The sequence below is a fragment of the Microbulbifer echini genome, assembly GCF_041447225.1.
Classification (GTDB): Bacteria; Pseudomonadota; Gammaproteobacteria; order Pseudomonadales; family Cellvibrionaceae; genus Microbulbifer; species Microbulbifer echini.
In genome coordinates this window covers 1-22,301 of sequence record NZ_JBGMEL010000022.1, presented here as the reverse complement: position 1 = coordinate 22,301, position 22,301 = coordinate 1, and the positions used below count along the sequence as shown (strand labels likewise).

Annotated in this window: 13 protein-coding genes; 8 read left to right on the top strand and 5 right to left on the bottom strand. The window is 46.0% G+C overall.

All coding sequences use genetic code 11. The features are described 5' to 3' along the window. Positions 1-64: 64 nt before the first annotated feature. Complete coding sequence (locus tag ACCI51_RS17440; RefSeq protein ID WP_299586863.1) at positions 65-634, bottom strand: carboxymuconolactone decarboxylase family protein; 570 nt, start codon at positions 632-634, stop codon at positions 65-67. 482 nt (positions 635-1,116) lie between these two features. On the opposite strand from ACCI51_RS17440, the gene ACCI51_RS17435 reads away from it, so the two are divergent. Beyond that, entirely contained in the window at positions 1,117-1,809 is a 693-nt protein-coding gene (locus ACCI51_RS17435) for a hypothetical protein (protein ID WP_371844698.1), read from the top strand. Positions 1,810-1,889: 80 nt separating this feature from the next. Here ACCI51_RS17435 and ACCI51_RS17430 read toward each other — a convergent pair whose 3' ends face one another. Further along, positions 1,890-2,585: a hypothetical protein gene (locus ACCI51_RS17430; RefSeq protein ID WP_299586857.1), complete on the bottom strand. Its 696-nt coding sequence runs from the start codon at positions 2,583-2,585 to the stop codon at positions 1,890-1,892. Between the two features lie 848 nt (positions 2,586-3,433). Here ACCI51_RS17430 and ACCI51_RS17425 point away from each other — a divergent pair. After that, positions 3,434-4,342 carry an urea transporter gene (locus ACCI51_RS17425; RefSeq protein ID WP_371844696.1) on the top strand — a complete coding sequence of 303 codons (909 nt, stop codon included), beginning with the start codon at positions 3,434-3,436 and terminating at the stop codon, positions 4,340-4,342. Between the two features lie 42 nt (positions 4,343-4,384). On the opposite strand, the gene ACCI51_RS17420 is transcribed toward ACCI51_RS17425, so the two are convergent. From ACCI51_RS17420 to ACCI51_RS17410, 3 genes are all read right to left on the bottom strand, one after another. After that, positions 4,385-4,792: a DUF427 domain-containing protein gene (locus tag ACCI51_RS17420; RefSeq protein ID WP_299587063.1), complete on the bottom strand. Its 408-nt coding sequence runs from the start codon at positions 4,790-4,792 to the stop codon at positions 4,385-4,387. Between the two features lie 773 nt (positions 4,793-5,565). Then, entirely contained in the window at positions 5,566-9,051 is a 3,486-nt protein-coding gene (locus tag ACCI51_RS17415; protein ID WP_371844695.1) for a fascin domain-containing protein, read from the bottom strand. A gap of 801 nt (positions 9,052-9,852) precedes the next feature. Next, on the bottom strand, positions 9,853-10,281 hold the full coding sequence (locus ACCI51_RS17410) for a hypothetical protein (protein ID WP_371844694.1): 429 nt from the start codon (positions 10,279-10,281) through the stop codon (positions 9,853-9,855). Positions 10,282-10,302: 21 nt separating this feature from the next. On the opposite strand from ACCI51_RS17410, the gene ACCI51_RS17405 reads away from it, so the two are divergent. The 6 genes from ACCI51_RS17405 (at position 10,303) to ACCI51_RS17380 (ending at position 21,563) form a co-directional block, all read left to right on the top strand. Next, complete coding sequence (locus ACCI51_RS17405) at positions 10,303-11,973, top strand: FMN-binding glutamate synthase family protein (protein ID WP_371844693.1); 1,671 nt, start codon at positions 10,303-10,305, stop codon at positions 11,971-11,973. Between the two features lie 84 nt (positions 11,974-12,057). After that, complete coding sequence (locus ACCI51_RS17400; protein WP_371844691.1) at positions 12,058-12,252, top strand: hypothetical protein; 195 nt, start codon at positions 12,058-12,060, stop codon at positions 12,250-12,252. A gap of 415 nt (positions 12,253-12,667) precedes the next feature. Continuing rightward, positions 12,668-13,237, top strand: a complete 570-nt coding sequence (locus tag ACCI51_RS17395; RefSeq protein ID WP_371844689.1) for a site-specific integrase — start codon at positions 12,668-12,670, stop codon at positions 13,235-13,237. 191 nt (positions 13,238-13,428) lie between these two features. Then, positions 13,429-19,227, top strand: a complete 5,799-nt coding sequence (locus tag ACCI51_RS17390) for a DUF4011 domain-containing protein (RefSeq protein ID WP_371844687.1) — start codon at positions 13,429-13,431, stop codon at positions 19,225-19,227. Between the two features lie 153 nt (positions 19,228-19,380). Further along, entirely contained in the window at positions 19,381-20,040 is a 660-nt protein-coding gene (locus tag ACCI51_RS17385) for a zonular occludens toxin domain-containing protein (protein WP_371844685.1), read from the top strand. A 269-nt stretch (positions 20,041-20,309) separates the two neighbouring features. Further along, positions 20,310-21,563 (top strand): tyrosine-type recombinase/integrase, encoded by a 1,254-nt coding sequence (locus ACCI51_RS17380; protein ID WP_371844684.1) that lies wholly within the window; start codon positions 20,310-20,312, stop codon positions 21,561-21,563. The last annotated feature ends 738 nt before the right edge of the window (positions 21,564-22,301 follow it).

Genomic DNA, 22,301 nt, shown 5'->3' with positions numbered 1-22,301 from the left:
GGGCGCCGAGAGCTACGTCTGAGGCTCGTACCCGGACTTGTATAGCACCAAACCTAAACTTCCATTAATCCTTATCGCTGGGAATACCAACATCGAAACCATTTAGGAGTGCAGAAATCTGATGATATCCGGCAACCAGGAAAATGAGCTCTGCAGCACCGCCTTCACCAAAAGCTTCTACCGCCATTTGCCATGTGGCCTCAGGTAAACGTCCACCCGCAGCAAGGGATACCGCAACACAGTACGCAGTACTTTCTGCACAAGTCAGGTCAACCGGGCGCTCCCCAGCTGCAATAGTGGCAATCTTATCGGATGCTAAATGGATCTGTTCACCAATAGCGGAGTGAGCGTACAGTTCATAACCCGCTTTAAAATGTGCACCTGTAGCCAAGATCGCAACCTCACGTACAGATTTTGGCAACGAGGGATTATCCGAAATCGCTTTTACGTAATCCCACCAGGGTTTGCCAAATTTGGGATAGCGAAGTGCCGGGGCCCAGGGGCCGAGCAAAGCCCCATCTTTGCGCTTTTTGATGAAACCAGAGAAATAGCCTTTCATCTCAGTGGCCATATCTTCATAGAGTGGTTTTTGTTCCTCGTTAAGATCACCAGGCGGGGTGGCTGGTATGCGCATTACGTATCTCCGTGGGTCACAGGTAGTTTACCGGATTACATCTGCTGTCATAAAAATTGAAGATAGCCCACTGTGTTCGTACTTGAATGAAAATCGTTATACTGGGGTTAGGGCCGTGAGGCCCAAGCGAGGCCAAATAGTCTTCGACGAGTACCGTTTTCTTTACTTTAGTTGGCACACAGTTGTCGGAGTAGAAACCATCAGATAACAGTAGCCACAATCCTCAAGCTTTATTAAATTTACAACCGAATGTATTTAAAAGCTTCTACTATCATCCTTCCCCACAGTCATCAGTCTCTTCTCTCTATTCACTTGAAAATAAAAAGGCAAGGGAATTGAGTCCATGAGGGAAGAACTTTTCCCTCCCGTAAGAGTCATACCTGCTGCCTCACAGTCAGCATTTGGTTTTTATTAAAGGACATTGACCAACTCCATTGAGGAAATGGTCATCAATACCGATGGATCTGAGTAATAGAGTTGATTTGCAAAATAAAAGTAAAAAAGCAGAAACTTGGCGTCTAGTAATTTCTTTGACACTTTCTCTTGGTGCACATGCCGTACTGATCTACATTCCAATAGCATTAGCTCCACGAGCCCTAGAAACCAGGGAAGCCAGCAGGACCCCGATTGAAATTATACTGATTCGCAGGGATATAAAAAAAGTTCCACCAGTTGCAAATTCCAAGATTGATTATTTAACGGTAGAGCCTAACTCTACGCATTCAATAAGGCCTCAAAAACCGGAGAATAATACAAAAGAAAGATCCAGCGAAGTTGAGCCGAGAAGAAAATCTACAACTCGGGAAAATTACAAGGTGCAGGTGAAGACCAAGTTAAGACCAGAAAAACATCCAGTACCCACTGTAATCAACCCGCAGTTGAGCGTCCCTACAGATCCTCGAGCCGGAAGTCAATCCACTGTATTTGACCCAAAACTCGAAGAAAAGCTAATTCGTGACCGCAATAAAGTGCGTAAGTTTTTACCTAAAGATGCAAGATATAAGACCTCAACAAGTAGATTTGTTCAAATCGGGGATCGCTGCTGGGATGTTAAAGACGTGCCTGTTAGTAACAAAAACTCTGATCTCAATCCATGGTTCAGAGCGAAATGCCCAAATAATTCCCGAGCTCAATCAGATATTGACCGCTTGGCAGAAAAGTATGGAATCCCCTGAGCCTAAGTAGAGAGGGTAGGGGGCAAAGCCCGGCCCATTTGGCCGGGCTTTGCCAGTGGATTTGCTAAGCGTGGGCAGTCTTACGGATGAATAAACTGGAGTCGAACTTTCTGCAGCCTCAAAAGAGTGGTTGCTGTATCAAACCGTACACGAGCAAGATAGTAACAACCTTGCGTATTAATGGGGCGGCTTGGTATGTTAATCGCCGTTGATCCATTTGCCGCATCAGTGCTCGTGCTATTAGTGACCAGTGTGTATGTTATAGCGCCGGCGCCAAAGGCAGGTTGACAAACCTCAAAAAGAAACGTTGCCATCGCCGCATTCGGGTCATTATCAGACCACCACCACCTAAAAAATTCCAAAGTGCCACCGTTTGGTAGGTCCCAAAACTGAGCGTCTGCAAATTGCTCAGTACCTAGACGGCTCAGTTCAACACCATTTCCTGCAGAATATAACCATTGCGATCCAGTGGTATCCTGCCGACCAATAAATGCCTTCGGTGTAATGGGTGAATAATCTGTACTCCCTGATGGGAATATCCCCTCTTGAGTATCAAGGTCGCCAGAGGAATACAAGGAAGAATCAAAGGGCCTTTCCGGGTCAGCGCCTTCAACGACATATACGTTATCCGCCTCTTTTTCAAAGCCCATAGCTTCCAGCGTAGCCGGATTGGTAATAAGGGTGTCTTTATCCCCAGCCAGAGCTGCCTGAGATATAGCTGAAAAACTAACAATTGCGGCAAGCCCGCAACTAAGCCACCGATAAGGATTCTGCATGTGTATTCTCCAAATTTGATAGCGGAATTTTTATTGAAATTCCGACCAGTTCTAAAGGCCGAATGGAACGGGCAAAAACAGATTTGCCCTCCGCCTTAGACAAGGGCAAGATATTTAATTAGTCGAGAAATTTGTTTCTGCAAGAATTGCTAAATTAAAGGCGGGGAAATCTTGGCGAGACCGGGTTTCTCACATTGATTTGAGACTTCGGGGTAATGACCTATATAAATTTAATCGATATTGAAAATATCGGGATAGCCATATGGCCCCTGGGTTATTTGTTTAAAATCCAACAAGGACACGTCCAGTATGCCCATTATCTTCTAGTATTTTATAAAGCGCTCCGCCAACCATACACGTATTAAAGGTGCTTATTTTATAGTAATTATTAAAAATATGTTCCGGCATCAAAAGATATTCATTGTGGGCGAAAGCTATAATTACGTGAATTATTATTTATTCTGTGCAAACACAGATTTTTCCATTCAAACAAATGGGAAAGTGAGCGAGCAGGGTCCATATCAGTTTCATCCAATTCGATAATCAGTCATGGCACCTCTCCGATGAATAAAGAGACGACCTGAGTAGACTCGGCCTGTTGGGCTTTTAATATCTGGAGGCTAACATTATCCGCTTCTTCACCACCCGCAACCTATACAAGGACGACAACTTTGGCTTTTCACCTTGGTTTAATCCTATAAATAGGTAGGAAGAGCATTATCGCCCCAGACTATCGTTTGATAACATGAAACGTGAGGTCGATACCGGATCTTTAGGACTGTAATCGTTAATAAAAAAGCCGAGAAGAGTAAGGAGATCTTTGGGTCTCGATCATGAACCACTAAACGATGACTGATAGCTATTTAAGTTTACACGAAGAATCGCTATGCAAAAAGATTATGGCAAAGCCAACACCTATAAAAGTCAGATATTTCCTTATCAGTCTCTTCAGAGGCATTAGCCAAGTCATTCTTCAAAAAAATGCTTTGAGTGGCGTTTTATTCTTATTCGGAGTAGCAGTTAATTCCACTATCATGGCTCTTGGAATCACTCTTGGTGTTATCACGGCAACGGCTTGTGCATGTACTTTACATTACCCAGCGAAACAAATTGAAGAGGGACGATTTGGGTATAATGGCGCTTTGGTTGGTGTGGTCATATTCTCTCTCTATGCCCCATCTGCACTTACTGTTTTTTTAATTATTGGTGGAAGCGCTCTAACAGTCTTCATTATACGCTTTATGATGTGTCATATTTCACTTCCAGCTTATACCGCGCCATACATCCTGGTCATATGGGCGATATGGACATTGGCCCCAACACTAAATTTAGCGTCGGCCGAAACACTTACGAGTGAAAAAATTTCAACATGGGGTGTATTCGAAGGTATAGGCCAGATTATCTTTCAAAACAATCCCATTACAGGTATTTGTTTTTTGGTTGGAGTTTTCATTTCCAGCAAAGCACATGCTTTTTGGAGCATAATTGGCGGTGTGCTTGCTACATTACTGGCCATGTTCCTAGATTTATCACCAACACTTATCCTTGCTGGGGTCTTTGGTTATAATGCATCCCTGAGTGCTATTGCATTATCAAATGGAAGTAAACAGTGGTTAGCCCCACTTGCAGGAAGTGTGTTAACCGTTCCAATTGCAGTGACCCTTATGAGTGCTGATGTTATTATTTTAACTGCTCCATTTGTTCTTTCTAGCTGGATCATATGGTTCTTAAAAAGAAATTTTTCACTCACTCATTAATCCAGCTATTCAGAGGCACTTTTGCCATACCTATTTTTGACCTCATGATGAGGCGCCAACCTCTTCGATAACGACATGATCGGGGAAGAACGCGATACGTCCGTTGATTACTTTGGCAAGCTCAAAAGCGGCTTCATAGGCCCATGCAATGGTTTCGCCTTTATCATCGACAGCGAAATAGCTGGCATCGCCTTTAAGTGGACAATGGCTAGTCTTACCGTCAAGAGGAAAGAGAGGTATGAAAATATCTTCTTTGGGAAAATAAAAAACGGGATCAAGTATATCTTTTTCGAGCTCGGTAACTCTCAAAACGTTATTGCTTTCGGCAATCACTTTGCCACCATGACGTACACGCACAGTCCTTGGCACAATTTTGGCACGCATAAAGTGTCGGGGCTCCTTGGGGTTGTGGATTGTGTCGTCAGACATCGTAATTTCTGGGTGGGCCATTAATCTTTCCTTTTAACTTATTCTCCTGAGGGCAATAAGGAGTTCTTCGACTATCCAAATTATGGTAAGCGATAAGAGGTATAAACTATTCCACCTTGACGTAGCATAAGGGAATGGGCAGGGTCTATAACGCCGCCTTCAAATTCGATAGCCAGTCCTGGTACCATCTTCGATGCATAAATTGTGGACGATTGCGGTCGAATTACAAATTTCGCGTATTCCACTGAAACTATGCGACCAGTATGCCCACGACTGATTTCAGTAACATCGTCTGGCCCATGTTTATAACATCCGATACCTCTCAAAAGTACCTCCTCAGGTACAGTTTCGAAATCTGGGGTAGGGACGATGTTGGTAGATACCGCCTACTGGGAGTTTAAGAAATGATGCCCAATATCATCCAGCCCTTTGCAACTCGGAGTATCTACCAGGGCAACAATGCCGACTTTCCGTGCTGGGTTAAAGCCCATAAATGATCGATGCTGCCGTGAAGTCAATGGTAGATTTCTCCATGGATAGTCGTTTTGTGCCAGTTAAGGGCCATACGAGTAATGTCGCTGCCTCAGGGCCTATCAATCTACAACATTAAACGCGATGCACCACCAGATCCTTGTGACCACGATCACTGATAAACAGATCAGTGTAGAATGAGGAGATCATTCGCTGTCGATCGCAAATCACCAGTTGTTGCGAGCGTGCCATCGTTTGCTGGTAAACAGAAGAGGGTACCCAAACTCGGTAAGAGTATGTTCGGGTACCCAGCTAAGTACTTATTAATCGTCGCTTAGGGAATAAACAACAAATTTCTCCCAGGAACCCAGTGCTTTACGATTCGCATTAGCTCTACCATCGGATTCCGCAACGATATAGTTACCATGCTCGGTGTTATATAAGGAAATACTATCACCGCCTTGTAAACAGCCCGTATTGTCTGAATGGTTGATCAACTTAAATGTTTCCCAGCTGTAACGAGCGGTTCGATCAACATCTAAAGCACCACTTTGCTGGGCACTGTAGTAATAGCCATCGGTGCTTTGCAGCCATACTTCATCCCCATCTATTAAACAACCTTGTTGTACGCTATTTCCAGTAAGAACAATAGTCTCATGGCTACCAATTACTGAGGCATTGGCATTGGCTGTTTCTCCGTCACCTCCATTACCAGCGGCACCCAAATACTTCCCATGGGCTCCTTTAAGTGCCACTTTTAACGATTTAACTGCAGGTTTACCGACAGCCATATAACCTACAATTGCCTTAACGTTTTCCTCTTTATTACTGTTTGCTTCCTGTACCATCAAGCTCATTTCAAATGTACCAGTTTTCTTATTTCTGATACGCGTGCTTAAAGTTTCATCGCTATCACTACCTTGCACCTGATTGATGAGCAAGTAATCTTGTAAATCCACTCCGATAGTTTCAAAGTCTGGGGAGCCACTCAAGTTATCTTCCAGTACAACAGCACCGACATGCAACTTTAGGCCATTGGCTATTGAATAACTGCCGGCCTCCATGACTACATAATGCAGCGTCTCCGATGTGTGAATACCATCATTCCAAGCGAACTCTGCCACACGCACATCGAAACTGGTTGGTGTGATATTGCGAATCTCTGGTGTTATAGGATCAGTTCCTGCAATACCAATTACTGAGGCAAACACCACAGGATTCTCATAGCTGAAATCCAACTCTATAGTAGTCCATTCGTGATTTATATCGTAGGCCTTATCAGCCTCGCCACCGACAAAACGTCGGTTAGCAAAACGCACCACATCCACCATTTCACCGCTATGGATCAATTCCATATCTTTTGACTGATCTTCAACGTTAATTAGGTAGCATTCACCGTTATCCGCTTCAGCCATTCGTAAAATTGTTGGGTCAGCACCATTAAAGCTTACATTCTGATGTAACAGCACATCGTTTGAACTTTCACAGTTACTCAGGTCTGTATTCGTTTCTCTATCAGTTACATCGCTGACTTGAAATCCGCTCACTAAAGCCGTTTCGATAGTAGATGAGTTATTAGCACCCGCCAACTCCCACATTTCTCTATCAGTTAAATCATCTACGTTTGCTTCCCAGCTATAACTCAAAGTCTTTCCATCTACTTCTAATGTTGTCTCCCATACATGGCGAGTCTCGGCCCAGCTCCAGTACCATTTGCTTTTGATTTTGGCTTGCGAAACAGTGAAAATGAAATTACTAAAGCTTTCGTGGGTCTGCGTATTACCTACCACTGTCGCCCAGGTCTGTTCATCATCACTACAGCTGTGGACTTCTATGACCTCCTCACTCCGAACAAAGGATTTGGTGTCTAGGCAAGGACGGTAAACAGCCACATAGCCATCACCCTCACGTGCAAACAGCCAGTTTTGGAAACTGGTTGTTTCATCGAATTGTTCTATCGGCCAATGCAAATTTACAGGCGCAGTCAGAAAGTCATCTACTGGTAAAAAATTTGTTGCTCTGTTAACACCATCCATAAAACGTAGCTCCATCGCAGGTTTATACAAAACCAAGGCTACATTCTCATTTTGCTTAATATAGGGCAGGTGGGTATTCATTTGCTCTTGACCACCAGCCTTCCAGCCCCCGTATTCAGCCCCTGACCGAGTGTAAACCGGGACAGTACCGGTTGTTGCTATCCAGGGCAGCTGCTGCCAACCCGCATTTCCCGCGTGGAAGTCCTGGTATGAGGATAATTGCACATTACCATGGCGATATAGATCCAAGGTTTTTTCCGAAATGACCGAGCTTGTGGTGAACGGTGCACTTGTTTCCGTAAGTAGAACACCAGACATGTCGACAACGTCGTCAGCCAAGTTAGACTCCACGATCAAATCTTCCAAAAAGAAATTTAAACCAGCAAGTGGGTTCAGATAATACTCCAACATCTCATCAATGAGTTCTGGATGGGCATAGGCGCCGGCGGATTGAGAGAAAATCAACTTATCCTGGAGGTCCAAACCCGCCCATACTGAATCAACTTCAGAGATAGGGTGGCCGGAATAATAGCTTATGTTAATCTCACCACTAAGTTTCTCGAGGCGATTATATGCGACACTGCTTGCGTCAAGTGTAGTCATCGCAAAAATGTCCATATGGGTACTACTCGTAATATTCTGTGGACCATTGCCGGTAATTAAAGCGGTATATTGTGCTAATTTATTGTTCAAGAAGTTAAGGTCTTGGTAAACACTCTCATAGGTCCTTGAATCAACAGCTATAGCTGCACCAAGATCGTTGGTAACCATGGCGATATCATTAAGAAAAATAAGGGCGACCTGGCCGGCCAATGTTTTGATCTCTGTATCCTGAGCATAGTCGTATAAATTTAACAATGCTGTTATGGAGAAGGGACTATAAACATTTGAAGTGGATTCATACACTCCAAATTGTTTTTTAGCCTCCAAATAACGTAGAAGCCGTTCCCTTAGCTTTTCAGGGCCACCGCCTATATCCCAACCTTCCATCTCTGACAACAACCAGCTGGAAGATAGCCACATAAGTACGTGATTTTCAGAAGTGTAAACTCGCTTCCCTTCAGTATCTTCGTCTTGCCAATAAGGCAGCTTAATAATTTCACTTAGAATAAGATCATCATATTCATCACTTTCCGCCAATAACCTAATATATTCTATCAAACGCATGTCTGGGTTTTTGTAAGCGTGCTTCCCAGGTGTAAATAAATCAGCTAGCCCACGAGCCAGGGCCTCTTTATCAAGTGGTAAATCAAAATAAGTCCTGAGCACAAAATGATCGTTACTAGGCTCGGCATCGGCCGAATCCAGAAAACTTTCGATGTAATCCATCTGCCGATCGCGAAAGGCCTGCAAATAGGTGGGATGAGATGAGGTATCATAGTCTGACAGGCTCCACTGCTGCGCGCCATCCTCGGAATTAAGGCCCCCTGTCGAAAACCAATCCGATATATCAAGATCGAGGCCGAAGTAATTTAAAGCCGTGACTGTACCATCGGCAACGCCGTAAAAGAAATTCAGTGAACCTTCAACTACCGTGGTTAGTCCATCGTATATCCATTCACCCGTATCTACGAGGAAACCAATTGCTTCCGTTATACCTTCCTCTACCGTTGTAACTACATCCTCAATCACCTCCTCAACGCTCTCTTCAACAGTATCCCAAGTATCAACAACCCAGGATGTAAATTTGTCCCAAAACCCCGCATGGGCGTATGCTGGCAAGATAAGAACAAACATAAGTGTGATACACACACCTATTTTTTTAAGCTTCATGATCAAGTCCTATTTTATTATTTTTGACCAATTAGAGGTAACTCTCTGAGTGGAGTATTTTCTTGTCTGAAATTAATCATTTAATTTAAAGAATCCCCCCTGCAACAGTGCATATTAAGGTTTTGTTGCTTACTATTAATGACGCATGTGGGTTGTTCAAGTTTCCGACAGTCGCTCAGCAATGTAAGACGTTACTATTGGCTAGGTCAAACAGTGTTGGCATTAATTTGATACAGTGAGAAATTCATCGCATGACGCAGTAAAGTTTACTTTTATAGTTGAGATGAGTATGTCGCTTTAACTGTTTATTAACTTTAATAGATTAAAGTGTTGAGCGAGTAGGTCAGAGCAATGAGTCCACATGAATAAAAGTCAAAGGCAGAGCCTGTTGGCTGTAACCACGACTGAGGTTAGCCAAGTTAAATCGTCAAATGAAGCTCATCATCATTATTCTAGGTTCTAGGTACCTTCAGGATCATTCAGGGGCTCTTTTTTAAACTGCCCAGCCACCCCGATTTTTGAATAGCCTCAATTAAATTCATTGGATGAGTCTGTTGTAGCATTAATCACATTCCCACTTTATCCTGGCATCTCTGCTGCGTAGTATCTCCCTTAAGAGAGTGTGCGTCGTTCGTGGGTAGGATCACACACATTTCAGTTGTGTCTAGCATCCATTAATGCATTCCTTTATGTCAGGAGAAGCACTGAACCTCTCTCTGTTATTATCTAAATAAATCCATATTACATATCCCTTAAAACACATCAGTCTGGCTGCAACAAGGCTTTCTTCAATTATCCAATTCAGGGTAGACGCTTATAGACAAATGTTTTTCCATCTTGACGTAGCACGAGCGAGTGGACAGGGTCTATATCACCGCCTTCAAATTTAATAGTCAGCCCTGGTACCATTTTCGATGCATACAGTGTGGGCGATTGCGGTCGAATTGCGAACTCCCCATATTCCGCTGAAACTATGAGGCCCGTATACCCACGACTGATCTCGATCATATCGCCCTTTGCTTGCTCGTAGCGTCCAACACCTCTTAAAAGAACTTTTTCAGGTAAAGTGATGAAATCTGGGGGATGGTTATGTATTAATTGATACACTAGCTTTTTCTTGGCGAGATTGATCCGGTCGTGGACTATTGAAGCGGCATCAAAGAATATCCGCGCAAATGCGATTGACTCTGGACCGGTAGAAACAAGATTCTCAAAAAGAGTATGCAGCAACAGCCTGTACGGAATACGATGATGAAACTATCCCTGCTCAATCGTTATACATTTTTTGGCTGTTGTGTCCTCACGACACTCGTCAGCCTGCCTTTGCTTCACTCGTACTCATGGCTCTGGCTTGTGGCCACCATCAGCGGCCTACTAAGTCTCCTCGGAACTTACGATCTGATCCAGAGAAACCACGCGGTGCGCCGCAACTATCCCATATTGGGGAATATTCGCTATCTGATGGAACGTATTCGCCCAGAGCTGCGCCAGTACCTGCTTGAAGGGGAAGAAGACGAGCTGCCTTTTTCCCGGGCACAGCGCTCCCTGGTCTATGACCGGGCCAAGAATGAGAATGCATCCAAACCTTTTGGTACTCTGATTGACGTTTACGCACCGGGCTTTGAGTTTATCAATCACTCCATACGCCCCAAAGAAGTCAGAGAACATCAGGGCTTCAGGGTGCTCATAGGGGGGCCTCAGTGTAGCCAGCCCTATTCGGCTTCGATCTTTAATATCTCCGCTATGAGTTTCGGGTCCCTAAGCGCCAATGCCACCAGGGCCTTGAATAAAGGAGCCAAGCTGGGGGGCTTTGCCCACGATACAGGGGAGGGCAGTATCAGCACCTATCATCGCGAGCATGGCGGTGATCTAATTTGGGAAATAGGTTCGGGTTACTTTGGTTGTCGGACTCGGGACGGCAGCTTCGATCCAGACAGGTTCAAGACACAGGCCCACAATCCGCAGATCAAAATGATTGAGCTAAAACTTAGCCAGGGCGCCAAGCCTGGCCATGGCGGCATCCTACCCGGACACAAGGTTACTGCCGAGATAGCGACAACCCGCGGTGTGCCCGAAGGCGAGGACTGTGTCTCACCGTCCAGCCACAGCAGCTTTTCTACCCCCCTCGAGTTGCTAGCCTTTATCCAACAGCTTAGAGAACTTAGCGGCGGCAAACCGGTGGGTTTCAAACTGGCTCTCGGCCACCCCTGGGAGTTTATGGGCATCGCAAGGGCCATGCTCCAGAGCGGTATCTTACCCGACTTCATCGTGGTGGACGGCAAGGAAGGGGGCACAGGAGCTGCGCCACTGGAGTTCTCCAACCATATCGGCGTGCCTCTGCGCGAAGGCCTGCTGTTCATCCACAACACCCTGGTCGGCTTGAACCTGCGAGACAAGATTAAGATAGGAGCCAGCGGCAAGATAATCTCGGCTTTCGATATTGCCAGCGTGCTGGCGATAGGGGCCGACTGGGCCAACTCGGCACGCGGCTTCATGTTCGCGATCGGCTGCATCCAGTCCCAATCGTGCCACACCAACAATTGCCCCACAGGGGTGGCCACCCAAGACAAGCTGCGCCAGCGAGCCCTGGTGGTGCCGGAAAAAGCCGACAGGGTACATAATTTCCACCACAACACCCTGCAAACTCTGGCCGAGATGTTAGCCGCCGCGGGTTTGGAGCACCCGGATCAATTAGAGGGAAAACACCTGGTACGCCGCACCGGCGGCACAGAAGTGCAGCTGTTTTCGCAAATCCACGTCTTCCTCAAACCTGGCGAATTGCTTGGGGAACCCTCCGAGGGGGGCTTCTATGCCCGGGCCTGGCACATGGCACGTGCCGACAGCTTTGATCCCGCCGAGAACGACCCGACCAGCAACGATTTCGAAAGCGAGCCCGACACTGCTGAACTTACACCTAGTTGACCAATTGAATACCCGATACAGCTGCTTGAGAGGCTTTGTAGTCAATGTGCAGGGATAGTCATTGATCGACAATGGAGAGTTTGCATGAACTGCGCGGGCGCTGGTGTGTTAGTTGATAACCCAGCTATGTTTGATGTGCATCTCACGATTTTTGCCAATGAAGTTCAGCCGCTCCGCGACTTCCTTCAGAGCATTAATCGAGACCTGGTTAACCTTAAGACCAGGAACCCCAAACTGACGGAAAGCATTATGGGGGTATTAAATAAACCCAAGAGTTAGGAGGTTCAATCCCTGGCGGCGTTGCGCCTTCAAACATTGGTAGTCTCTAGAGTGTGCGATAACCTCTAGAGCCAACCCAATGTCATAAAGAACTCGGTCTGGACATCGATTTAACCGCTGCCATACTAGGCACCTGCCTCTGCTAAGAGTTCGAGCCCCTCGGCACCAACCTAAACTATGCTCCAACATCTCTGGTATTTGAGCTGAGTGATGGCACTGTCTTTAGCATGATGAGTTGTTTCGAATATTGTGTGTCTGAGTACCTTTCAGAAAAAGTCACTTATAGTAAGCTAGCGCTACTAAGTAGTTGAAAATTTGATCATTAGTGCACCATATACAAGTAAAATGGTGCACCGGTTTTTAACCGCTATTTCCTGATCTCCATCAATTGTGTCAGGCAAAATAGAGGCGCATAATGGCACTTGGACTGCACCAAGGACCAAGTGGTACAAAAACGGCACAGCGAAAGTGGGTATCCAACCAACTCTTTCACCCCGTGGAAGCGCCGGCGGCCACCTTTCCGATTCAGTCCGAGTACATCGAATGGCATCGCTTAGTGGCCAAGCGGCCCACGGTTCTGAACACAGTCGATGCCATTCCGGTGTGCGTGCTCAAGCCCGAAGTTCTGCACTTACTCGACGCTGAAAAACACCCGGCCTTTCGTTTGATCCTCGATCTGATATGGACTGCCGATGCGCGGGTGTCTGAGGTGCTGGCATTAATGCCCACGTTTTTTGTTGATGACGGTTATGGCTTCGGGATAATTTTGAGAACGCGGGAACAGCGTCCCGGCCGGGCCACCCAAGCGCTACATCCCCCATCAGTGCCCATACCTTTCGTCATTCATTTGTTGTTAAATAGCCGGCCGCTGAAATATGTAAGTCAGCTATTGGTGCATAAGTTAATCGACAGCACAGAAATCTACATCAATAATGTGCTCACTGTGGGTAGGACGCAATTTTTGGGAGGAGTGGATATTCATTGAGCACAGATAGTAGGACTGAAAGGTCTTGGCAAAAGAGGCCTCCATGCCGTTCGCGCTGTTCTGGCTCATTAAATAAACTGCCATTGCGACTAGTATTTGATCGAACCGCGGTTGCGGTATAGCAATAATTTTTTAGCAAGATATTCTGAAAGAAAAGTTCTGACATGAATTCTACGAATACGGATGAACCAATGGCATCTGAGCCCGCTGTTCAGTTAAAGATAGATCACTTATCCACCCTCTCATTGGCCGCACAGCAAAATGCGTATCCCATATTCAGGTCTATTAGCTTGTACGCGCCGACCGCACCCGAAGAGCCAGTGGAAAATGCACCAATTGCACCGTTAAAGAACTTGGTTGTCACGCTACGTTCGGATCCCGAAATCTTCGTGCCAGAAGAATGGTCTATCGATGAAATTCACCCAGGACAGGCGATCTCACTTCAAAAGCGTCCGCTCAACGTACCACATGACCTGTTGTTTAATTTAACAGAAGAGATGAAGGTTTCCGTTTCACTTTCAGTCAATTTACGAGACAACACTGATGAGGCCTTAACGACTTCTGGATTTACCATTGATGTCCTTCCGGCCAATTTTTGGGGCGGGGAGAGTAGACAGCCAGACCTGTTGGCTGCCTTCGTGAAACCCAACGGGCTGTATGTTGAATCTTTATTACGGCAAGTCGCGGAAATGCTGGAAAACGGTGGACACGGAAGAAGCATCGATGGCTACCAATCTAATACTCGCGAAAAGCCCTACATGATGGCCGCCGCATTGTGGAACGTTATATTCGCTCAACGAATTGCCTACGTTACACCACCGCAGGGCTTTGCCAGGCACGGACAACGTATACGGCTAGCCGCTGACATCAGCGCCTCAAAAATTGCGGCCTGCCTTGACACATCGCTGCTTTTTGCCAGCTGCCTAGAAGCGATGGGCCTAAATCCGGTGGTAGCGATAACGAAAAATCACGCATTCGTTGGTGTCTGGCTGATCGATGAGCATTTTCCTGTTTTAACCAATGATGATCCCATGGATCTACGTAAACGTATTGATGCACGCGATCTAGTACTTTTTGAAAGCACGCTTGTCACTAATGATTCGCCTGTGACCTTTGAGCAGTCTAAGGAGCACGCACGGAACCTAGTCAGCGAGGACAAAGAGGTCGACTTCGTCTATTTGATTGATATTAAACAGGCCCGTGCGAGAAAGATTAAGCCAATTTCCACCATTGAAGAACAGCCGGAGGAAAAGCCTTCCGACTCAGATACAGCACTAAGCTTACCGATTATTCCGCCGCTTCCTCCAGTCAGAGCGGATGAACAAGTTATCGATGAAACACCAGATACACGTATTGATACTTGGCAAAGGAAGCTGCTTGATCTAACAAAACGCAATTCATTGTTGTCATTAAAAGACCGCGCTGTGGCAATAAAGCTCTACTGCCCTGATATCGGTGCAATGGAGGATAGTCTCGCTGACGGCGCGTCGTTCAAATTCCTATCTTCAGAAGAAAGTCCTCTCAATGACAGGGAACGCAGTGGAGAGACCTTTCGTCTACAGGCTGGGTTCGATATTCATCGGGAATACGCTTTAGAGCAGCTCAACAAGCATATTCTCCTTGCCAACATGTCCAGGAAGAAACTCGAGCAAAATGCAGTCAATCTTCTTCGGAAGGCTAAGAATGATCTAGAGGAGGGCGGGTCTAACACGCTATATCTGGCGTTGGGCATGCTGCGCTGGAAGGAGAATCCGGAGGATGATCGTTCATACCGAGCCCCCTTAATTCTGATCCCGGCAGAACTTACACGTAGCAGTGCGAGAGCACCCGTCAAAGTTCGTCAGTTACCTGATGAAAGCCCGATCTTTAATATGACGCTCATTGAGTTTCTGAACACTGAGCACAATATAGACCTGAATCAGTTCAGAGAATCTATGCCTGAAGATGAGTCCGGTGTAGATGTGGCTCTTGTCTGGAACACAGTACGTACAGCGATTGCTGAACAACCTGGGTTTGAAGTTGTCGAAGAGCTGGTGCTTGCGTCGTTTTCCTTTGCGAAATATCTAATGTGGATGGATCTGAAAGATCGCCTCGACGACTTGAAAGATAACCCTTTTGTTAAACACCTCGTTGACCATCCCCAGGATGCCTATGTTCAGGACGCTAGCTTCGTTCTAAGGGATGAAGTTGATGAGAAGGTCGACCCCGAAAAGGTATTCACCCCCCTCAACTGCGACAGCTCCCAATTAGTTGCGGTAGAGGCCTCTGGTAGACCCCAAGATTTCGTGCTGGAAGGCCCTCCTGGCACAGGTAAATCGGAAACCATTGCAAATATCATTTGCCACAATCTTGCACTCGGTAGAAAGGTACTGTTTGTCGCCGAGAAAATGGCGGCCCTAAACGTTGTTTATCGGCGCATGGAAAAGGTTGGACTCGACCATTTATGCCTCGAGCTACACAGTAATAAAGCCAATAAAAAATCCGTGTTGGAACAGCTAAGGATGGCTACCGATAAACGCGACGAGTCGCAGAGCGCCGGATGGGTTGATTCCGTTCGAGCACTCAAAGAGAAACGAGATAAACTCAATGGTTTTGTAACGGTACTTCACAAAAAATCGATATATGGCATCTCCGCTCGTGATGCGATTGCTAGAGATGTGCGTTACAAAGACAAGCATTCACTAAACATTAATTGGCCCCTTGGATTCGACAGTGCGCCAGTTAACAGCCAAGAAAAGCTAGATGATATGCTGGCTGCAGTTAAAGAGTCTGCATTGGCGTATAACGATATATCCCGCTTGGATCCTACACCGTTTCGTATAATCCGCGCAAAAAGCTGGTCTAACGCGTGGCAAAACCAGGTTTTGGACTGTTTAAACCGTTATCAAACGTCGCTCAACGAAGTCTACCGTTCTGCGGCGATTCTTGTATCCAGCTTCAACCTTAAACTGCCGGAATACACACCGCATAATCTTGTTCGTACCAATCAGCTGGCAAACCTCGTTGAGTTAGCCGAATCAAACTCCCTCGGCTATATCGTTAAACGAGGCGTGAAGGAATCGTTAGACGACCTAGAAGAATTAAGCAGAGCTAAAGCCTCATTTGATAAAGCCCTTGAGACTATAGAGTATAAGGTTACAGCAGAAATGCTAGCTAAAAGCCCTGTATCCGAATGGGTGGAAATGTACGAGGAAGCCAAAGAGAGTTGGTTTAAGCGGGTCTTGGTCAAATTCAAGATAAACGGGGCAGTGAAGAAGCTAGGATACTCGAAATTCAGCGACCTTGACGTCCTTCCTGACCTGGGAAAAGCTGCTGTACTTCAGGAGGACATAAACTCCCTAAAAGACCAGTTCGAATCTGACAACATCTGGCATGGCTGGGAGACCAGCTCTGAAAGCCTTCAACAGTCAGCATCAATAGGAAAATCAGCGTATCACGCTCTGGTCGACGCAGTAGCGCTAAGCGACGATCCTGCCGTCTTGCTTACTGCGATTAAGTCAAGGCTAGTTGATGGACGTGATTTTCTCGAAAGCTCTAAAATTTCAAAACAGAAACATGATTTTAAACAGTACTGGTCAACCTACAAGGCAATAGCTGAAGAAGCTGAAAAACTAGAGCTTTCGTTTGATGAAAACGCCACTTTAGAAGAGGTAACACCAGCTATTGAGCAGCTGCTCACTGGAGCAGTCAAATTCAAGGCGTGGAGTGAATGGCTTTCAGCGAAAGAAGAACTGTCACGTTACAAGCTCGATAATCTCACCACAGATCTAGAAGCCAGAACTATTCTGTCGGACGATGCAGAAGATCAAGCTCTTACGGCATTCTGTCGCTGGTTGGCGCCACAGCTGATCGATCAGAGTGAAGAGTTGCGGCAGTTTAAGGCCTCTACACATGAGCAATTGATTGATGAATTCCGAAAGCTCGACGAAGAAGTTTCCATAACGACCAGTGACTATGTGGCAGCGATCACAGCAAAGGCGGTTCCGGATCCATTCGCCAAAAGTAGCCCTAAAGAATTTGGGCTATTGGCCAGGGAGCTGCAGAAAAAAACACGCCATAAGCCAGTACGCTCATTGTTCAATGAAATGGGCGGGCGATTACTAGACCTATGCCCCTGTATGATGATGTCACCATTGTCAGTTGCCCAATTTTTACCCTCAGATTTTAACGGTTTTGATTTGGTCGTTTTTGATGAAGCATCGCAGATGACTACGTGGGATTCAGTAGGGGCAATTGCCCGAGGGAAAAATGTGATTGTGGTCGGTGACCCTAAACAGATGCCGCCGACCAGCTTCTTTAGTGGGGCAGTGAATGTAGATGATCCAGATGAAGAAGACCTTGAATCTATTCTGGATCAGGCTCTAGCCGCACGACTGCCTCATTTGAGACTGAAGGGACACTATAGAAGCCGGCACGAAACACTTATTGCCTTCTCCAACAGTAAGTATTACGAGAACTCGCTCGTTACATATCCATCGTCCGACACCAAGCAGTCTGCAGTTACACTACATCGTGTAAATGGAGTTTATTCAAAAGGTAAAGGAAGGAACAATCCTATTGAAGCGGCAGCAGTCGTTGATGAAATCGTTCGACGTTTGACCAATCCTGCAAACACCTCCCAGACTATCGGCGTCGTAACTCTGAATACCGAGCAACAGCGAACAGTAGAGGATTTACTGGATGATGCCCGTAGAAAACATCCCCACATAGAACCATATTTTCAGTCTACTGATACTTATGATGGAGTTTTTGTTAAGAATCTGGAGTCCGTGCAGGGGGATGAACGTGACATTATTATCCTCAGCCTGGGCTACGGACCGACCGAAGCACATGGCCGAACGATGAGTATGAACTTTGGGCCATTGAATAAGTCCGGTGGCGAACGCCGTTTAAATGTAGCGATCACAAGGGCTACCAGTGAAGTACTGATATTCTCGAGTTTTGACTCTTCAATGATTGATCTTAGCCGTACGTCGGCATTGGCAGTTGAACATCTAAAACACTATTTAGAATTTGCTGAGAAGGGGCCTATTGCTCTAGCAGAGCAAGCGACCGCAGATTATGGGGTAGACCAATTCGATAGCGATTTTGAACAGTCTGTAGCCTGGGCACTACGAGATAGGGGGTGGAGGGTTCAAACTCAGATTGGAGTTAGTAAGTTCAGAATTGATTTGGGAATAATACATCCAGACCATCCTGGTGTATATTTGGCAGGTGTTGAATGTGATGGAGCAACGTATCACGGATCTCCTTCAGCAAGAGATCGCGATCGAGTGCGTCACGCTATTCTCGAAAACCTTGGGTGGCGATTAGTAAGACTGTGGTCTACAGACTATTTTCAAGATCCAGAAGAGGCGATCGATAAAATTGATCGCAGGTTAAATGAAATACTAGAAGAGGACAGAAGTTCAGCCCCAGGCGACGAGCAGATTAGCCCAGCTAACAATGAACCTGCGGAAGATATTTTGACAGAAGAGGCTGAGCGTCCAGAAGAGACGATATCATCCGACGAATATAGCCATTTGCGCTACTTCGACGATGACCACAAGGAAACACTTGTGGGTATAGCAAAATTAATTCTATCCCAGAAAAATGGTATTACACTTCATGAATTGGCACTTGATATTGCCAACCTGCATGGCCTATCAAGGACAAGTAAAAAACAACTCAAGCACATATTGGAATTGCTCACCCCCTGGGCAGGAATTAAAAGAGATAACATTCATAAGCCCGTAGTTTGGCTATCACCGAATGACATCGTAGATGAAATCCCATGGCGAGGGCTCGCACCTTGGGAAGAGGAGAGGGACTGGGCAGAAATACCTCATCCTGAAGCTTTGGGACTTGCTCGATTGGCCATTGAAAAATTGCCAAAAAATCCTGTCGAATACATTTGCAATGAATTCCGATTGAAACGCCGACACTCTAAGACACTACAGCAGTTTCAAGCATGGGTTGACGAAATTGCCGAAGAATCAACTGTGAAGTAGCTGAACGGATTCATGATTGATGAAGTCGGCATCGTTTGAGCATTAGGGTTGGGACGAGGTTGATGATGCGAACTTGCTTTCTCAATTGCGGCCCAATCATGCAACATCAAAGCCATGTGCTCTTGTAATGTAGAGTAGGGACCTTCTTTCTGCGTGATAAAAAAAAGGAGGGGGAGAGAGTTTGATTCTCAAGAGCTGATTGATGACCCGGACTGGTTTCAAACTGTTTTCCAGCCCGGCGCCTTGCTTGTTCTCGACGAGTGTTGGCGCTTCTGGCCGTCTGGCCTTAAACCCAATAGGGCACTTGAGCAGCATAGAGAGTTCTTTGCTATAGAAGTCTATCTTCTGACTCAAGACCTCTCGCAGATCGCCTCCTTTGTTCGGCTTCTGGTTGATAAGACTTTCCGAGCACAGAAACTTGATGCCGTGGGCATGGACAAACGCTACCGCGTAGATGTCTTTCAGGGTGCCGTTTCTGGCCCAAATCCGCCAATATCTAAGCGACTGCGCGAAATACACGGCAAATATGATTCCCAGGTTTATCGGCTCTATCGATCGCACACCATGTCCCAAACTGGTTCGGCCCTCGACGAGACTCGAACCGATCAGCGTTACAACATTCTCAAGGGCCCGCGCTTAAAGGTATACGCCGTCCTGATTGTTCTCTGTCCCATTCTTGCCATCTGGGGAGCTTCGCACCTTGTTGGCAAGTTCTTCGGCTCTGAACCTGAACAACTCAGATTACGGGGCTCGACTTCAAGGGCTTCGCTACTTGCTGCCAACCCGGCGACAACGACTCTTTTATCAATGTAAACGCTCTCACAGGCTCTTAGTGGTGGCGAGCAGAGCGACCCACCACTAAGAGCCTGTGAGGCTTTGTAGTCAATGTGCAGGGATAGCCATTGATCGACAATGGAGAGCCAGAAAAGTGGGTATCGGAAATAACAGGCAAGAAAAAACTTCAAACCTAGGCCCCATCAGGGTGCCCGCTATTTCCGATATTTGTGAATATCGGATATTTTATAATTCGATGATTTCGCCGTATAATCAGCCAAATTCCAACAACAATACCTAGCTTTCATATGTCTGCCATCAATCAGCCACCAACGCCATTTATCGACAACCTCAGTCACTTTGAGAATCCATTTCGTTGCACCAACTTTTCCGCCAACCACGACCTCAATACGCACGTTCTCGGTGCTGATACCGATCTGGAGTTCGCACTCAAGTTTCTTTACAGCTACAACGGCAGCCAAGCTACGTTTAATAGCTATCGCCGCGAGATTGAGAGATTGCTGCAATGGGCCTGGCGCATTGAGGAGGCCTCGATCTTATCGCTGAAGCGCGAACACATTGAGGCATTCGTGCAGTTCTGTATTGAGCCCCCAATCACCTGGATCGGCACCAAAAATGTCGCTAGGTTTAAAACCCATAATGGCCAACGCATCGCAAATGCCGACTGGCGGCCATTTGTGGTGAATGTCTCCAAAGTAGAATTTCGTGCTGGTAAAACACCATCATCCAAAGACTTCAGGCCATCCCAGGCCGCAATAAAATGCACCTTTACCGCGCTGTCGTCTTTCTTCGATTTTCTCTTTCAGGAAGGCCTTGTGCCCGCCAACCCTGTGGCCCTGATCCGCCAGAAAAGCAAGTTTGTACGGCGCGATCAGCAAAGCCAAGTCGTGCGTCGAATCAGCAACCTACAGTGGGACTATGTGCTAGAAACCGCAGAAATTCTGGCAGAAATGTCACCAGCTGAACACGAACGTACTCTGTTCATCATGAACGCCTTATTCGCCATGTATCTGCGTATTTCCGAGTTGGTTGCGGATGAACGTTCGGCGCCAGTGATGGGTGATTTCAAGAAAGATCGTGACGGAAACTGGTGGTTTCACGTCACCGGTAAAGGTAATAAGGGTCGTGCTATCACCGTTTGCAACCAGATGCTAAATGCCCTCAAACGATATAGAAAACATTTGCAGCTCCCTGCTCTGCCCAGTATCAATGAGCAGACGCCACTGGTACAGAAATCTCGAGGCAAAGGCCCTATTACTAGCACGCGACAGGTGAGGCTAATCGTACAGAACTGTTTCGATGCCGCTTACCAACGAATGGTTGAAGAAGGCCTTGGTGAAGATGCGGAAGACTTGAAAGCTGCCACGGTGCACTGGCTAAGACACACAGGAATCTCCGAAGATGTGAAATATCGTCCCCGCGAACATGTTCGTGATGATGCGGGCCATGCCAGTATGGCCACAACCGATCGCTATATTGATTCCGATATGCGGGAACGACATGAAAGCGGGCGAAGCAAGCGGGTTAAGGAGGCGCGGTAAAACGACCGCCCTACTCTACTGCCAAGTAAGCACTATCCAAAATTAAAGTGATTAAAGCTCGCTAATGATCTTTAAACTACAAGATATGAAATGACGGCAATAGGATTAGGCCTAGATATTTATTTTGATCAACCTAAAATTTACATTAGGCGGGTATATTGTTAAAACACTAGAAACCTCGTCCGCCAAGATATACTTCCTAATTGATAGTGACTTTGACCAAGCAATGGAAGTTTGAGCTGAATTTTAAGCTCAGCTAAGCTGAAATATCAAGAGTAAGCTGACGCGGGATATCACCAGGTGAGGAATTTATGGCGCCGTGAATTTATCTACGCGCCATATGAATAAACTGTAGTTGCCATTTAAACTCAAGCAATATGAAAGCCAAGTCAATTTCAGCCAAAGTATTAACCGTTATCTCAATATGCATAGTTATCCCAGCCTGCTCTCAAAGAATCGCTAGCTCAATAGAAAAAGCTGAAAACTTTTCATTTGTTGACAGAATAACTACCGAGCGCATTGAGAAGTTAGATTTCAAGAAAACAGAATATTGCCCATCAGAAAAAAAGATATGTATTAGCTATTATTACGGTTCACCTTTAGTCGAAAATAATCTTAACTACTCTGTAACATTAAGTCGGGGTGACAGAGAAAATATCGTTAAGATTAACTTAAGGAAGCTCTGAAAAATAGCTTTCTAGCTCTAAATTAGGTATCACACAATAAAAAAATGACTGT

Bases quoted from the DNA above. Each gene is read 5' to 3' on its own strand.
- ACCI51_RS17395 (WP_371844689.1), top strand. From the start codon at position 12,668: ATGGCACTTGGACTGCACCAAGGACCAAGTGGTACAAAAACGGCACAG.
- ACCI51_RS17380 (WP_371844684.1), top strand. From the start codon at position 20,310: ATGTCTGCCATCAATCAGCCACCAACGCCATTTATCGACAACCTCAGT.
- ACCI51_RS17415 (WP_371844695.1), bottom strand. From the start codon at position 9,051: ATGAAGCTTAAAAAAATAGGTGTGTGTATCACACTTATGTTTGTTCTT.
- ACCI51_RS17405 (WP_371844693.1), top strand. From the start codon at position 10,303: ATGAAACTATCCCTGCTCAATCGTTATACATTTTTTGGCTGTTGTGTC.
- ACCI51_RS17440 (WP_299586863.1), bottom strand. From the start codon at position 634: ATGCGCATACCAGCCACCCCGCCTGGTGATCTTAACGAGGAACAAAAA.
- ACCI51_RS17430 (WP_299586857.1), bottom strand. From the start codon at position 2,585: ATGCAGAATCCTTATCGGTGGCTTAGTTGCGGGCTTGCCGCAATTGTT.
- ACCI51_RS17425 (WP_371844696.1), top strand. From the start codon at position 3,434: ATGACTGATAGCTATTTAAGTTTACACGAAGAATCGCTATGCAAAAAG.
- ACCI51_RS17420 (WP_299587063.1), bottom strand. From the start codon at position 4,792: ATGGCCCACCCAGAAATTACGATGTCTGACGACACAATCCACAACCCC.
- ACCI51_RS17390 (WP_371844687.1), top strand. From the start codon at position 13,429: ATGGCATCTGAGCCCGCTGTTCAGTTAAAGATAGATCACTTATCCACC.
- ACCI51_RS17400 (WP_371844691.1), top strand. From the start codon at position 12,058: ATGAACTGCGCGGGCGCTGGTGTGTTAGTTGATAACCCAGCTATGTTT.